The following is a 14,123-nucleotide window of genomic DNA, read 5'->3' on the forward strand; positions in this document are numbered from 1 at the left end:
AGCTAGCCACCGGCAGCGGAGCCGAAACCGCGACTTCATCAGGCAGTCCTTCACATTGCTCGATATTGAAAACGGTGAAGCGCTTGAGGAAAGGGATCGCCTGGGCATCCTCGCCTGTCTCGCGAGCGCGCTTCCTCTCATGATCCGGGACAAAACGATCGGCATAAACGACCGTTGTCCCACGTTCGCCTTTGCGGACGTTCCCGCCGAGCGCGACAGACTGTCGATAGGTTAGCCAACTCTGCGTTGGGAACCCGCGTTCGACGACGGCACCCCAGAGGATAAGCACGTTGATCCCGCTGTACGTACGATGCGTGCTGGCATTCTTAGGCAAGGAAAGCGACGCTTTTGCCGCGGAAGTCCCCCATGGCTGAACCCAAGGAAAACGACCCGCTTCCAGTTCGGCAATTATCTTGCCAGTGATGTCGTCGTAGAGATTGGACCGGTCGGCGACGGCATGGTTTCGATTGTTCCGGACAGACATCGCGGTTCTCCGCGACGGGCGCCGAAGGCCTTTCCTTCCGCTTTTAACCCGTCGTGAAAACCCGACCCTCCTCTCACTCTCCGTCGGGAGAGCCCTCTGCTCTCCCGACCAAATGCGAAAAAGGGCGTACAAGGCGGAAGCCCCGAAATGTCCGTGAGCGGGAATAAGTCAGTTCGGTGCTGGAGCAGGTTCGTGGGCCTGAGACCGGTTCAACAGGGCGGCCGAAGGAGCATCAGCATAGCGCCGCCGTGAGGCGGGATGCGGGACCGACAGCCCCCGGCGAAGGGCGCCATATGAAACTTTGCTCGCTAACTTCAGCGCAGATCAGGAAGCGAGCCGTCGGGCATGACGCATGGTCGATCCGGGCCACAGCTACTCCTCACCGGCCGATATCCACGAAATCACCGCCCGGCATACGCTTGCCGGCTTTCGCCCTTTCCACCCGTGAAGGCTATCGGCTTCAATTGTCTGCTTAGCGAAGGAGGAATGGCGTCATGACAGGTCCCAGGGAAAGTGAACTAAAGCGGACGATCCGCCGCAAGCAGCTGCGCGAAATCGTACCTCTGGCCGACAGCACAATCTATGAAATGGAACAACGCGGGCAATTTCCACGACGTTTCGCTCTCACTCCTCGGTGCGTGGTTTGGGATCTCGCCGAAGTAGAAGCCTGGCTCAAGGCCCGCAGGGCAGTTCCGATCTCCCGTGCGAGTCCTCCTGATGTGCGTTTACGGAAACCTCTCCTGTCAGAGCGCGAGATCGGGCACAAATGCCGCAAGCATAGTGGGACGAGCGCCACGGTGAGGTCGATGATCAATCCGTTCGGGTAAATTTGCCGCTGCCGCGGACACATGGCGCCGCAAAGCCCCCTGGCCACGTCACTCCAATGCCTGAATGCAGCTCCCGGGTACGCGTCCAAGAAACCAGATTGAGCGGTCGCGAACGTCGAAAGCGCTGCTCACCCGACATCTGAGACATCTGTCATGACCATCCATCCTGCCGAAGATCAGCGATGGTCATGCCGGCACGATCACGTCGTCCCCATGATGCCGATGATGATCAGGATCAATAGCGCGTTCGGCTTGCTGCTTACGATCGGCATGATGCCGTCTCAAGTTACGAAGCGTCACACTCTTGAAAACAGCCATTATATGAGCTATTTTTTTCACAATGGCTCTAAACAGCTAATTTGTGAGGCGAAAATGATCGACCTGAACGATCTTGGCAATGAGATCAAGAATGCCAGAAAGCAGCGTAAGCTGACACGCGAAAAGCTCTCTGAACTCTCCGGCGTCAGTCGGGCGAGGATCGAAGCGCTTGAGAACGGCAGGGTATCCGACATGGGTTTCAAAGGCGTGCTCACGCTCATGAACATTGTAGGGCTCGATTTCCGACTGACGACCTTCAACAACAAGCGGCCCACACTCGAAGACATCTTGGAGGAAGACGATGCTGCGCGTTTGGGTGGGTAGCAAGCCAGTCGGCGTCCTGGACAGATCCGGCAAGCGTGGTTCGACTTTCGTGTACGATGTGAAGACCGATGGTCCTGACGCCGTGTCGCTCACAATGCCCAAGCGGACCGAATCATGGAATTCGGAGTTCGGGCTCCTTCCCATTTTCGACATGAACCTTCCCGAGGGGGCACTTGAAGGGAAGATCAGGGCGGCCTTCGCGAAGGCATTGGGCCGGTTCGATGACATCGACCTGCTGGCCGTTGTCGGCCGGTCGCAGATCGGCCGTATCCGCTTCACTGGAATGGAAGAGGAACTGGTGGAGGACGTCCCTTTCCGAAGCATTGACGACTTGCTGCGCGCTCGTCGGGCCGGCGATCTCTATAACGAGCTCCTGGAAACATACGCAGTCCATTCAGGGGTCGCCGGAGTGCAGCCGAAGGTCCTGGTGCGAGCCAGGGAGGATAGTCCGTTGGACGGACGCCAGTCGCTCAACGTCCGCGGAGCTACCCACATCGTCAAAATGTGGGATCCCGACGAGTATCCCGAATTGGCAGCAAATGAGTTCTTCTGCCTTATGGCAGCTCGGGAAGTTGGCCTCGAAGTGCCGGACTTCCGGCTATCCGAGGATGGTCTTGCCCTGGTGGTCGAGAGATTCGACCTGACCGACAGCTCGTACCTCGGATATGAGGACTTCTGTGTGCTGAACGGCGTGACCAGCAAGGACAAGTACAACGGAGGGTATGAAACAAAGCTCTTTAGGCGGATCAAGGAATTCGTCTCTCCCGAAAATGCCGTCGGGTCATTGGAAGCCGCTTTCCGCCTGTTTGTGATCAACTGCGCCATCCGCAATGGCGATGCACACCTGAAGAATTTCGGCGTCGTCTACAAAGACGCGGAAAGTCCGGTACGGCTGGCTCCCGTGTATGACCTCATCACGACTAGGGCCTACATCAAGAACGATGCCATGGCGCTTACGCTCGACGGCACCACTGCCTGGCCCGACCGAAAGAGGCTTGACCGGTTGGGCGTCACCCGCGCGAACCTCCGACCGGGGCGCGTAGCAGAGATCGTGGAGCAGACCTGCGACTCGCTCTCAGACGTTTCGGGAAGGGTGAAGGCCTATTTTGAAGGATCCCGCTTCCCTGAGGTCGGCGAAGACATGCTTAGGGAATGGCAGGCCGGAGTGCGCTCGCTTTGCGAGGGAAAGACGATCCACCTGATGGGGGTTTTGGACGAAACACGAGCAAACGACTAAAATATCAGCTCTTTCAGGGAAATCAGAATATAATAGCTAGTATTTAAGCTGTTCAGACCGAGGTGCGCTAGATTCCACCGCTGGCTTGCAGTCCATCGCCAAAACCAATTCTCCGCGCGTTCAGACCGGCACGGGCTCGTTCAGTCAAAGCGCCGGATCGGGCGCCAGGATCGGCAGCGACGGCGGAACGAGCGTCGGCAGGTACCTCTTGCCATCCACCCAGGCATCAATGATGTCCGACCATTCCTGCATCATATGGCGGCGCTGCACCTCATATTCGGCTTTGTTGTAAACGCCACGCGACGAGCGTCCGTCTTCGTGCGCCAAGCACTTTTCTATCCAGTCGCTGTTGAAACCAAGTTCGTTCAGCAGCGTCGAACCTGTCCGCCGCAGGTCGTGAACCGTAAACGGCTCAAGGGGCAGCCCCTCCATCTTGGCCCGTTCGACGACAGCATAGGTCACGCGGTTGAAGGTCGCGCGCGACATCGATGCATCCGCGTCATATCGAGACGGCAGCAGATATCTTGAATTGCCTGCACAGGTCTTCAAGGCGATCATGATGTCGAGCGTCTGGCGCGACAGATAGACGTTGTGCGCCTTCGAACGCTTCATCCTCTCCTTCGGGATCGTCCAGACTGCGTTCTCAAAATCGACTTCGTCCCAGACGGCGTCCTGCAGCTCGCTCTTGCGCACCATGGTCAGGAGGTAGAGGCGCATCCCCAAGCGGATGGTCGGAAGCGTTGCGACATGCTCGAGTTGCTTCAGCATCACTCGAATTTCTGAAGGGGTGAGTGAGCGATCCCGTGGAACGAAGTTGGCGATGGAGGCCGGCCCTACGTCGTCAGCCGGATTGGCGACCTTCTCGCCATGAAGAACCGCGAAGCTGTAGATCTGCTTGAGGATATCGCGCACGTGGATCGCTGTGGCAGGAGCACCACGATCAACGATCTTGCCGCAAAGTACCCTGAGGTCGTCAGGCGTGATTTCCGTCAGAAGGCGGTTCCTCCAGACCGGGAGCAGTTCACGTTCGAAGATTGAACGCCGCATCGCGCGAGTGCTGTCGGCCATGGGTCCGGCAGTCAACCACTTTTCACCGAACTCGCCGAAGCTCTTTGCCTCCTTGATACGGCGCTTCTCCCGCTGCTTCTCAATCGCAGGAGATCGGCCGTCGCGAATGTCTCGTCTTGCATCGAGGCACCGCTCTCGCGCCAGGGCAAGTGAGATGCCGTCGCGTCCGTATTTGCCCAGGTAGACAGTCTCCCGACGGCCGTTGAGCCTGTAATCCAGCCGGAATGAGATCGCGCCACTCGGCATGACGCGAATGTACATGCCATCGCGGTCCGCAATCTTGTAGATTTTATCTTTTGGTTTCAATGCCTTGAGGGCTGTGTCCGTCAGCATTCCTGCTGCCTCCTGAAAAGTACCGTCAGCGCAATTTCGGGGGCTCCTGGCAGGGATTTCCTATTGTCTTCAATAGGTTAAAACGAAAAAAGTACCGTCACGAGCCTCATTGGTCGTGACGGTACTTTGAAAAATTGGTGGGAGCAATATGGGCGAGGTCCGTCAGGCGGACCGCCAGCGCCAAAACCTGCCTGCCGATAGATGCCGAATGTCTTAGAGAGGATTTATTTTTGATTTCAATGGCTTGCGTCGAACTACAGCGTATTTTCGGCGGCGTTCGGATAGGCCTGAATCATTCCCACTCGATTGTCCCAGGCGGCTTCGAGGTGACGTCATAGACCACGCGGTTAATGCCGCGCACTTCGTTGATGATGCGGGTTGCGGCGGCACCCAGGAAGGCCATGTCGTAGTGGTAGAAGTCAGCCGTCATGCCGTCGACCGAAGTGACGGCGCGCAGCGCACAGACGAATTCGTAGGTGCGGCCGTCGCCCATCACGCCGACGGTCTGCACCGGCAACAACACGGCGAAGGCTTGCCAGATGGCGTCATAGAGGCCGGCCTTGCGGATCTCGTCGAGATAGATGGCGTCGGCCTCGCGCAGGATCTCCAGCTTCTCGCGCGTGATGCCACCGGGACAGCGTATGGCAAGACCGGGGCCTGGAAACGGATGGCGGCCTATGAAGCTTTCGGGCAGGCCGAGCTCCTTGCCCAGCGCCCTCACCTCGTCCTTGAACAGTTCGCGCAGCGGCTCGACCAGCTGCATGTTCATGCGCTCCGGCAGACCGCCGACATTGTGGTGCGACTTGATCGTCACCGACGGGCCGCCGGTGAAGGAGACGCTCTCGATGACGTCTGGATAGAGCGTGCCCTGCGCCAGGAAATCGGCACCGCCGAGCTTTTTCGCCTCTTCCTCGAACACCTCGATGAACAGCCGGCCGATCGTCTTGCGCTTCTTTTCCGGGTCCGACTCGCCTTCCAGCGCGGTGATGAACTTTTCCGAAGCATCGACCAGGATCAGCGGCAGATTATAGTACTGGCGGAACATCGCCACCACACCGGCGGCCTCGTCCTTGCGCATCAGGCCGTGGTCGACGAGGATGCAGGTGAGCTGATCGCCGACCGCCTCGTGGATCAGAAGGGCGGCGACCGAGGAATCCACGCCGCCCGAGAGCGCGCAGATGACCTTGCCCTTGCCGACCTGCTTGCGGATCGCCTCGACCGCGTGCTCGCGGTAGGCGCGCATCGTCCAGTCGCCTTCGATGCCGGCGATGTTGTGGACGAAATTCCTCAGCAGCCTCGCGCCGTCCGGCGTGTGCACCACCTCCGGATGGAACATGATGCCGTACATCCTGCGCTCGACATTGCCGAAGATGGCGAAGGGCGAGCTTTCCGATTTGCCGAACACCTCGAAGCCCGGTGGCAGGGCGATGACGCGGTCACCATGGCTCATCCACACCTGATGGCGCTGGCCGGTCGCCCACAGGCCCTCGAACAGCGGGCTGTCCTTCTCGATCTCGACGAAGGCGCGGCCGAATTCGCGATGGTTGGAGCTTTCGGCGACGCCGCCCATCTGCACGCACATGGCCATCTGGCCATAGCAGATGCCAAGCACCGGCACGCCGGCATCGAAGACGATCTGGGGCGCGCGCGGGCTGCCGATATCGGATGTCGAGGCCGGTCCGCCGGACAGGATCACCGCTTTCGGATTGATGCGCTTGAATGCCGCCTCGGCCGACTGGAACGGCACGATCTCGGAAAACACGCCGGCCTCACGGATGCGGCGGGCGATGAGCTGCGTAAACTGGCTGCCGAAATCGACAATCAGGACGGTGTCGGGGTGATTGGCTGTTGTCATGGCGAGCGTTTAGAGAAAGAAACGAGTCTGCGCAATGGGTTGCGTAGCCTGACTTTCAGACTGGTCTGGGCTGATCGTCGGATGAAGCCGCCCGCAGCAAACCCGAACCGATCGCCTGTTCGAGGCGCATGACGGCGTCGGCCAGCTTCTCGTCGATGACATGGAGATATTCGGTCCAGTCGCCGACGTGCCTCAGATCAGCCGCACCGTCGGAAATGCCGCGCAGCCCGATGAGAGGGATGTCGAACAGCTGGCAGGCACGCAAGCAGGCGAAGGTTTCCATGTCGACCATGTCGGCGGCGATCGCTTCGTACGCCGAGCCGGTAATGATGGCGCCGCCCGTCGACAGTGTCGCCTGCTTGATTTCGGGAATACGCAGCGGCAGCGGTACGGTCACCGGCAGGTCGAGAAACGGCGTGGCGCCCTTCTCGAAGCCCAGCGGCGAGGCATCGATGTCGCGATAGGCGGCCGAGACCGCCTGGTAGATTTCCGTCTGTTCCAGGGTCCGGCTGCCGGCCGAGCCGAGCGATACGACAAGGTCCGGCAATGCTTTTGCGGATTTCAACCAGGAAAGCTCGGCACCCAGCCGTACGCCGGCTTCGACCGGCCCGACACCCGTCATCAGCGGGGTGAACAGCCGCTGCAAATGCGGGCCGTATTCGGCCTTCGCCGCCATGACGAAGAGGACATCCTTGCCACCAATTCGCACGACGTTGCTCATCGGATCAGCCAGCTATCCCGTCACGCCCAACCACCGTCATCATCGTCCCGGTCATGGTTGCGATCAGCTTGGCCTCGCCGTCGGCGGCGAAGGCATAGGCCTGGCCGTCGGCAACGATGATGGTGCGGCCGGGTTTGGTCACCGACCCGCGGAACAGAAAGCGCTCGCCCCGGCCCGGCGCCAAAAGGTTGACCTTGAACTCGATGGTCAGCACGCCGGAATTTTCCGGCATCAGCGAGAACGCCGCATAGCCGCAGGCCGAGTCCAGCGCCGTCGAGATGACCCCCGCATGCAGGAAGCCATGCTGCTGGGTCAGCGCCGCCGAATAGGGCATCTCGATCTCGATGATGCCGGGCGTCACCAATGTCAGTTCGGCGCCGATCGTCGCCATCGCCTGCTGGCGCGCGAAGGACGCCCTGACGCGATCCTCATAGTCCGGAGCCGGTACGATCTTCGCTGCCATCGCCATTGCCTTCACGTTTGCCGGGAAAGCTTATCGCAGAGGCATGGGCGGCAGGCAAATGCTTTTGCTGCACTGCAACAAAACGACATCGAGGCGTCCTGGGCTACGGACTCGTAAAAGCGAAGCTGATGGCCGCCAAGGCCATGCTCGCGCACGCGAGCACAATCGCTAACGCCGAATGTCGCATTTGAGCGCCAGCTCGGCGCATCTCATGGCGACCTCTCGCTACGCCCGGTACAAATTATTGGTCAGGTCAGTTGGCAAGGAGGCCTTGCATGCGTGGTCATTGCTTATGTGGCGCTATTGCTTTTGAAGTCGACGGCCCGGCACAAGCATGCGTGGTCTGTCATTGTGAAAGCTGTCGGCGGCAATGTTCCGCGCCGATGACCGCCTACATTGGCGTCCTGAACGGCCAATGGCGATGGCTAAGCAAGCCGCCAAAGCTGTTCAACTCTTCTCCCGGTGTGGAAAGAACATTTTGCGATCACTGTGGCACGCCGCTGTCCTTCCGCTCAAAGAAGATGTCCAATGTCATGCATTTTTTCTCGGCAGCGATGGAGGAGCCGGAAAAATTCGCACCAACGCTGCATGTCGCTTTTGAGGAGAAGCTGCCTTGGTTGAAACTCGCCGACGGTCTGCCGACACGGTTTGGGCCTGACTATACGAAAAACTAGTTCAACCAGAGAAACGAAGCGGCGAGCGGAGTGGCGAACGCCACCCATGCCGCATAGGGCGCGAACAGCCAGCCGGAAAGCCGATCGCCGTTGCTGGGCGCCCCAGATCTTCATCGCGATGCCCGCCGGGTCACGCAACCAGGGGCGTTGCCGGCACCTGTCAACGGCGTCAGTTCACCCGGCGCATGGCGCAGAAGTAAAATCCGTCAGTGCCACTCAGCGCCGGCGAGAGCGAAATGCCACCCAGGGCACCGATCCGCATCGCGGCGGCATGGCCTGGAAAGTGGCTGTCCCAAAGCTGGCGATGATCGACCGGGGCAAAGCCGCCGTGCCGCTCGCGAAACGCGGCGACCTGTTCGCCATTTTCCTCGTCGAACACGGAACAGGTGATGTAGACCAGCAGGCCGCCGGGTTTGACATAGGTTCTGGCGGCATCGAGGATCGTCGACTGCTCGCCCTTGCGGGCGTCGAGCTGTCTCTGCGTCAGCCGCCATTTGGCGTCGGGACGCCGCCGCCAGGTGCCGCTGCCGGTGCAGGGCGCGTCCACCAGCACGATGTCCATATGATTGGCGAGCGGGGCAAGCTCGGCCGGCTTGGTGGCGACCTGCACATTGCGGTTTTCCGAGCGGCGGATACGGTCGAAGATCGGCGCCAGCCGCGCCTTTTCGGCATCGTGAGCGAAGATCTGACCGTGATTGCCCATCGCAGCCGACAGCGCCAGCGTCTTGCCGCCGGCGCCGGCGCAAAAGTCGAGTACCTGCATGCCTGCCGTCGCGCCGGCAAGCGCTGCCGCAATCTGCGACCCCTCGTCCTGGACCTCGAACCAGCCTTTCTGGAAGGCCGGCTCGGCCTGCACGTTCGGGTGTCGGCCGTCACCGTCGATCGGCGGGATGCGGATGCCGTAGGGTGCGATCCGTGCGGCGCTGGCACCGGTCTGCTCCAGTTCGGCCAAGACCTTGGCGCGATCGGCCTGCAGGGTGTTGACCCGGATGTCGAGCGGCGGACGCGTGGCAAGTGCTGCGCCCTCCTCGACCCATGTCCCGCCAAAGGCCCGTTCGAATAGCGGTTCGCACCAATCGGGGATGTCGGCGCGAACCGCAGGCGGCGCATCGGCAAGCCGGCGGTCTGCGATTGCCTGGAGTTCCGTTGCGCTGAGCAGCGGCGGCGCGAACTTGTCACCTTCGAGCGCAGCGTTGAGCGACTGCCCCGTCTGGCTCCATTCGAGCAGCAGCGCCCCGAAGCCGATGGCGCGCGGCGTGTCTTCGCCCAGCAACCAGCCGGCGGAGCGTTTGTGGCGCAGCGCGTCGTAGACGATGTTGCCGATCGCGGCGCGATCACCACCGCCGGCGAAGCGATGTGACAGGCCCCAATCCTTCAGCGCATCGGCCACCGGCCGGTGACGCCGACCAATGTCCTCCAGCACTTCGATGGCCGCAGCCAGCCGTCCGCCCAGTCGCATTCGTCATTCCATCAAATCGAGCACATGAATCCCAGGGCCTGCTCTTAGAGCCTTTCACGTCCGGATTGAACCCCGCTCCGTCGAGCACCGCCGAGACACTGCTGACCACGCCCACGGATCAAGCCGTCCAATAAATCTCCCCGGTCCGCGAAAGCAGATCGATCAATAGATGAAAGGTCTCTAATGTTCGCAACTGGCGACTGCAAGCACGGCTTGTGGCGCAACCGCTCTGCTTTCCAAGTTTTTCGGTTGGGAATACTCTTGCCGCCATGATTCGCGGCGCGGAAACCGTGGACCGGCGGATCGTCACGAGGAGAGGGCAATGAAGACTTATCTGGCGGAAGTTCTAGGCACATTTCTGTTGGTGTTCATCGGTACGGCGTCCGTGGTGACGGGCGGCTTCGGCGGCGCGCTGCCGCTTGGTCAGGAGGGCATCGGCCTGGCATTCGGCATCGGCCTCATCGCAGCGGCCTATGCGATCGGCCCGATTTCGGGCGCGCATCTCAATCCGGCGGTGACGCTCGGCGTCTTCCTTGCCGGCCGGCTGCCCGCCAAGGACGTCATCCCCTATTGGATCGCGCAGATCATCGGGGCCATCATCGCCTCGCTGGCGTTGTGGATCATCGTTTCCGGCCAAACCGGCGGCCACACCGGCGGCTTCGGCGCCAATGGCTGGGACGAGACGAAATGGGGCATGAGCTCGGCGTTCCTGTGGGAGCTGATCGGCACCTTCACCTTCGTCACGGTGATCCTCGGCGTTACCGCTGAAAAGCACTCGACGGCTTTTGCCGGTCTGGTCATCGGCCTGACGCTGGCGGGCATTCACTTCGCCATGATCCCGGTCACCGGCACCTCGGTCAATCCGGCGCGCTCCATCGGTCCGGCGCTTTTTACCGGCGGTGCCGCGCTTAGCCAGCTCTGGCTGTTCATCGTCGCGCCGTTGATCGGTGGCGCCATTGCCGGCGTCGTCGCCAAGGCGCGTGTCTTCGAGAAGGATTGATTTCCAAAGCCCGAATGCAAAAGGCGCGGGCCATGGCCCGCGCCTTTTTTGTAGGTCCTTAAGTTCGGATCAGGCAGCGATATCAAAGCGATCGGCGTTCATCACCTTGGTCCATGCCGCAACGAAATCCCGGGCGAATTTCTGCCCGGCATCCCCGGATCCATAGACTTCGGCCAATGCACGCAATTGTGCGTGCGAGCCGAAGATCAGATCGGCACGGGTGCCGGTCCACCTGAACGCCTTGGTCTTGCGGTCGCGCGCCTCGTAGACCTCTTCCGAGCCCGGCTCGGAGCCGGCAGCCGGATCCCACACCGTGCTCATGCTGAGCAGGTTGACGAAGAAGTCGTTGGTCAGCGTACCCGGCCTGTCGGTGAACACGCCGTGCTTTGACTGCCCGGTGTTGGCTCCAAGCACCCTCAGACCGCCGACAAGCACCGTCAGCTCCGGCGCCGTCAGGCCCAGCAACTGCGCCCGGTCGACCAGCATGGCTTCGACCGACATGGGCTGCTTGCCCCTGACATAGTTGCGGAAGCCGTCGACTTTCGGCTCGAGCGGGGCAAAGGAGTGGACGTCCGTCTGCTCCTGCGAGGCATCCATGCGGCCTGGCGTGAACGGCACCTTCAGGTCGTTGCCGCCATCCTTCGCCGCCTTCTCGACCGCGGCAACGCCACCGAGCACGATCAGGTCGGCCAGCGAGACCTTCTTGCCACCGGCATTGAACTCCTTCTGGATGGCTTCGAGCTTGGCCAGCACCTTCGACAATTGGGCCGGCTCATTGACGGCCCAGTCCTTCTGCGGTGCCAACCGGATGCGGGCGCCGTTGGCGCCGCCGCGCTTGTCGGAGTTGCGGAAGGTCGAAGCCGAGGCCCAGGCTGTCGAGACCAGTTCGGAAACCGACAGGCCGGAGGCCAGGATCTTGGCCTTCAGCGATGCGATGTCCTGGTCGCTGACCAGTTCATGATCGATCGCGGGGATCGGGTCCTGCCAGATCAGCTCTTCCTTCGGCACCAACGGGCCGAGATAGCGCACGACCGGACCCATGTCGCGGTGGGTCAGCTTGAACCAGGCGCGGGCGAAGGCATCGGCGAACTGGTCCGGATGCTCGTGGAAACGACGCGAGATCTTCTCGTAGGCCGGGTCCGCCCGCAGCGCGAGGTCGGTGGTCAGCATGGCCGGCGCGTGACGCTTCGAGGGGTTGTGCGCATCCGGCACCGTGCCGGCACCGGCGCCAGCCTTCGGCGTCCACTGATGGGCGCCGGCCGGACTCTTGGTCAGTTCCCATTCATAGTTGAACAAATTGTCGAAGAAGTTGTTGCTCCACTTGGTCGGCGTCGTCGTCCAGGTGACTTCGAGGCCCGAGGTGATGGCGTCGCCGGCAATGCCTGAGGCATGCTTGCTCGACCAGCCGAGACCCTGCGCCTCGATGCCGGCGCCTTCGGGTTCGGCACCGACCAGCGAGGCGTCGCCGGCGCCATGGGTCTTGCCGAAAGTGTGACCGCCGGCGATCAGCGCCACGGTTTCCTCGTCGTTCATGGCCATGCGCGCGAAGGTTTCCCGGATGTCGCGGGCCGAGGCCAGCGGATCGGGCTTGCCGTTCGGGCCTTCCGGATTGACGTAGATCAGGCCCATCTGCACGGCGCCGAGATGGCCGCGAAGCTCACGGTCGCCCGAATAGCGCTCGTCGCCGAGCCACTTGGTTTCGGAACCCCAGTCCACGTCCTGCTCTGGCTCCCAGACATCGGCGCGGCCGCCGGCGAAGCCGAAGGTCTTGAAGCCCATCGATTCCAGGGCGACGTTGCCGGTGAGGATCAACAGGTCGGCCCAGGAAATCTTGCGGCCATATTTCTGCTTGACCGGCCAGAGCAGACGGCGCGCCTTGTCGAGATTGGCATTATCCGGCCAGCTGTTGAGCGGCGCGAAACGCTGCTGGCCCGCTCCGGCGCCGCCGCGGCCGTCGCCAATGCGGTAGGTTCCGGCGCTGTGCCAGGCCATGCGGATGAACAGCGGCCCGTAATGGCCAAAGTCAGCCGGCCACCAATCCTGCGAGTCCGTCATCACATGGTGCAGATCCTTGATGACCGCATCGAGATCGAGGCTTGCGAATTCCTTGGCATAGTCGAAGTCCTCGCCCATCGGGTCGGACAGGTTCGACTGCTGGTGGAGAACGCCGAGGTCAAGCTGGTTCGGCCACCAGTCACGGTTGGTCCGGCCGGCGGATCCATGCGCCACGGGGCATTTGCCCGCGCTGTTATCGTCGGTTTTCGCGTCCATCTCTCACTCCAATTTTGCCGAGGTTTGATTTTGCCGAGGTTGATTTTTGCCGAGATTTTGGGGGCGGCCGGCGGCCCGCGCCAATCTGGAACGGTTCCAGACTAGGCCACACTGGCGATAAAAACAAATTGCCTTTCCTGTTTATTTCGATAGGATTTTCTTATGACAGGCTTGACTGCATGATCGGATTGACAGTTCGCCAGATGCACTATTTCGACGCGCTGGCGCAAACGCTGCATTTCGGGCGCGCGGCGAAACTTGCCGGCGTCAGCCAGCCGGCGCTGTCTTCCCAGATCGCCGAAATGGAGCAACGGCTGAACTGCCGGCTGTTCGAACGCGGGGGCAGGTCGGTGCGCATGACGGACGAAGCGATTACTCTGTTGCCGCGCATCGAGCGCATCCTGGCTGACATACGTGACGTGGAAACGACGGCCCGGCGCGGCCGCACGGCGATGGAGGGACGCTTCCGGCTGGGCATCATCCCGACCGTCGCGCCCTATCTTCTGCCGCGCGCCCTGCCCAAACTGAAGAAACATTTCCCGGCCTTGCTGCTCGAATTGCGCGAGGCGGTCACCACCTCCCTGGTCGAGGACACCGCATCGCGAAAACTCGATGCCTTCATCGCCGCACTTCCGCTCGACCATCCCGGGCTGATCACCGAGGCGCTGTTTCCCGACCGGTTCTTCCTGGCCGTGCCATCAGGCGATCCGGCCTTTGCATCGCCGCCGGTTCCACCCGAGAGCCCGGCGCTGGAGAGACTGATGCTGCTGGAAGAAGGCCATTGCCTGCGCGAACAGGCGCTGGCCGTCTGCGGCAATGTGCGGCCGGTGGCGATGGCAAGCTACGGCGCCACCAGCCTGACGACGCTCCTGCAGATGGTGGCGCATGGGCTCGGCGTCACACTCATCCCCGAAATGGCGGTCGGCCCCGCCGGCACTATCCCCGACCTCAAGATCGTGCCGTTCCAGGAGCCGATGCCGCAGCGCATGATCTGCCTTGCCTGGCGGCGCAACAATGCGCGGCATGGCGAATGCGTCGAGCTGGCGAAGATCATCCGGGGCCTCGGCGCGGCGGTGCTGGCTGGCTGAG

12 protein-coding genes and 2 pseudogenes are annotated in these 14,123 nt (G+C 61.6%); 6 read left to right on the top strand and 8 right to left on the bottom strand.

Annotation, left to right across the window (positions count from 1 at the left end; genetic code table 11):
- A partial coding sequence (locus tag EN824_RS25125; RefSeq protein WP_135916899.1) for an ArdC-like ssDNA-binding domain-containing protein occupies positions 1-484 on the bottom strand: 484 nt, incomplete at its 3' end.
- Between the two features lie 494 nt (positions 485-978).
- On the opposite strand from EN824_RS25125, the pseudogene EN824_RS25130 reads away from it, so the two are divergent.
- The 3 genes and pseudogenes from EN824_RS25130 to EN824_RS25140 all read left to right on the top strand — a co-directional run bounded on the left by EN824_RS25130 (position 979) and on the right by EN824_RS25140 (position 3,190).
- Positions 979-1,265 (top strand): annotated as a pseudogene (locus tag EN824_RS25130) (AlpA family phage regulatory protein).
- Positions 1,266-1,464: 199 nt separating this feature from the next.
- Positions 1,465-1,953 carry a helix-turn-helix domain-containing protein gene (locus tag EN824_RS25135; RefSeq protein WP_135916900.1) on the top strand — a complete coding sequence of 163 codons (489 nt, stop codon included), beginning with the start codon at positions 1,465-1,467 and terminating at the stop codon, positions 1,951-1,953.
- Positions 1,931-3,190: a type II toxin-antitoxin system HipA family toxin gene (locus tag EN824_RS25140; RefSeq protein ID WP_135916901.1), complete on the top strand. Its 1,260-nt coding sequence runs from the start codon at positions 1,931-1,933 to the stop codon at positions 3,188-3,190. Before EN824_RS25135 ends, EN824_RS25140 begins: the two co-directional genes overlap by 23 nt.
- A gap of 144 nt (positions 3,191-3,334) precedes the next feature.
- Here EN824_RS25140 and EN824_RS25145 read toward each other — a convergent pair whose 3' ends face one another.
- The 4 genes from EN824_RS25145 to EN824_RS25160 form a co-directional block, all read right to left on the bottom strand.
- Positions 3,335-4,591 carry a tyrosine-type recombinase/integrase gene (locus EN824_RS25145; protein ID WP_135906793.1) on the bottom strand — a complete coding sequence of 419 codons (1,257 nt, stop codon included), beginning with the start codon at positions 4,589-4,591 and terminating at the stop codon, positions 3,335-3,337.
- A 292-nt stretch (positions 4,592-4,883) separates the two neighbouring features.
- Positions 4,884-6,446: a glutamine-hydrolyzing GMP synthase gene (gene guaA, locus EN824_RS25150; protein ID WP_135880926.1), complete on the bottom strand. Its 1,563-nt coding sequence runs from the start codon at positions 6,444-6,446 to the stop codon at positions 4,884-4,886.
- 55 nt (positions 6,447-6,501) lie between these two features.
- A complete protein-coding gene (locus EN824_RS25155) occupies positions 6,502-7,167 on the bottom strand; it encodes a 5'-methylthioadenosine/S-adenosylhomocysteine nucleosidase (protein ID WP_135880927.1) in 666 nt (221 codons plus the stop codon).
- Positions 7,168-7,171: 4 nt separating this feature from the next.
- Positions 7,172-7,630, bottom strand: coding sequence for a PaaI family thioesterase (locus EN824_RS25160; protein ID WP_023686843.1), 459 nt, complete (start codon positions 7,628-7,630; stop codon positions 7,172-7,174).
- Between the two features lie 275 nt (positions 7,631-7,905).
- Between EN824_RS25160 and EN824_RS25165 the strand changes: the two genes are divergently transcribed.
- Positions 7,906-8,304 carry a GFA family protein gene (locus tag EN824_RS25165; RefSeq protein WP_135880928.1) on the top strand — a complete coding sequence of 133 codons (399 nt, stop codon included), beginning with the start codon at positions 7,906-7,908 and terminating at the stop codon, positions 8,302-8,304.
- Here EN824_RS25165 and EN824_RS25170 read toward each other — a convergent pair.
- Positions 8,301-8,390 (bottom strand): annotated as a pseudogene (locus tag EN824_RS25170) (tryptophan-rich sensory protein); the annotation flags it as partial. The gene EN824_RS25165 and the pseudogene EN824_RS25170 sit on opposite strands and share 4 nt — an antisense overlap.
- 83 nt (positions 8,391-8,473) lie before the next feature.
- On the bottom strand, positions 8,474-9,763 hold the full coding sequence (locus EN824_RS25175; RefSeq protein ID WP_135880929.1) for an RsmB/NOP family class I SAM-dependent RNA methyltransferase: 1,290 nt from the start codon (positions 9,761-9,763) through the stop codon (positions 8,474-8,476).
- A gap of 322 nt (positions 9,764-10,085) precedes the next feature.
- On the opposite strand from EN824_RS25175, the gene EN824_RS25180 reads away from it, so the two are divergent.
- Entirely contained in the window at positions 10,086-10,763 is a 678-nt protein-coding gene (locus tag EN824_RS25180) for an MIP family channel protein (RefSeq protein WP_135861795.1), read from the top strand.
- Between the two features lie 69 nt (positions 10,764-10,832).
- Here EN824_RS25180 and katG read toward each other — a convergent pair whose 3' ends face one another.
- On the bottom strand, positions 10,833-13,034 hold the full coding sequence (katG, locus tag EN824_RS25185) for a catalase/peroxidase HPI (protein WP_135932816.1): 2,202 nt from the start codon (positions 13,032-13,034) through the stop codon (positions 10,833-10,835).
- A gap of 179 nt (positions 13,035-13,213) precedes the next feature.
- Here katG and EN824_RS25190 point away from each other — a divergent pair, with 179 nt between their 5' ends.
- Positions 13,214-14,122, top strand: a complete 909-nt coding sequence (locus EN824_RS25190) for a hydrogen peroxide-inducible genes activator (protein ID WP_135932817.1) — start codon at positions 13,214-13,216, stop codon at positions 14,120-14,122.
- Position 14,123: the final 1 nt, after the last annotated feature.

It is taken from the genome of Mesorhizobium sp. M8A.F.Ca.ET.181.01.1.1 (genome assembly GCF_004792025.1).
Lineage (GTDB): Bacteria > Pseudomonadota > Alphaproteobacteria > Rhizobiales > Rhizobiaceae > Mesorhizobium.

Bases quoted from the DNA above. Each gene is read 5' to 3' on its own strand.
- EN824_RS25175 (WP_135880929.1), bottom strand. From the start codon at position 9,763: ATGCGACTGGGCGGACGGCTGGCTGCGGCCATCGAAGTGCTGGAGGAC.
- EN824_RS25140 (WP_135916901.1), top strand. From the start codon at position 1,931: ATGCTGCGCGTTTGGGTGGGTAGCAAGCCAGTCGGCGTCCTGGACAGA.
- katG (WP_135932816.1), bottom strand. From the start codon at position 13,034: ATGGACGCGAAAACCGACGATAACAGCGCGGGCAAATGCCCCGTGGCG.
- EN824_RS25180 (WP_135861795.1), top strand. From the start codon at position 10,086: ATGAAGACTTATCTGGCGGAAGTTCTAGGCACATTTCTGTTGGTGTTC.
- EN824_RS25135 (WP_135916900.1), top strand. From the start codon at position 1,465: ATGACCATCCATCCTGCCGAAGATCAGCGATGGTCATGCCGGCACGAT.
- EN824_RS25160 (WP_023686843.1), bottom strand. From the start codon at position 7,630: ATGGCAGCGAAGATCGTACCGGCTCCGGACTATGAGGATCGCGTCAGG.
- EN824_RS25165 (WP_135880928.1), top strand. From the start codon at position 7,906: ATGCGTGGTCATTGCTTATGTGGCGCTATTGCTTTTGAAGTCGACGGC.
- EN824_RS25155 (WP_135880927.1), bottom strand. From the start codon at position 7,167: ATGAGCAACGTCGTGCGAATTGGTGGCAAGGATGTCCTCTTCGTCATG.
- EN824_RS25145 (WP_135906793.1), bottom strand. From the start codon at position 4,591: ATGCTGACGGACACAGCCCTCAAGGCATTGAAACCAAAAGATAAAATC.
- EN824_RS25190 (WP_135932817.1), top strand. From the start codon at position 13,214: ATGATCGGATTGACAGTTCGCCAGATGCACTATTTCGACGCGCTGGCG.
- guaA (WP_135880926.1), bottom strand. From the start codon at position 6,446: ATGACAACAGCCAATCACCCCGACACCGTCCTGATTGTCGATTTCGGC.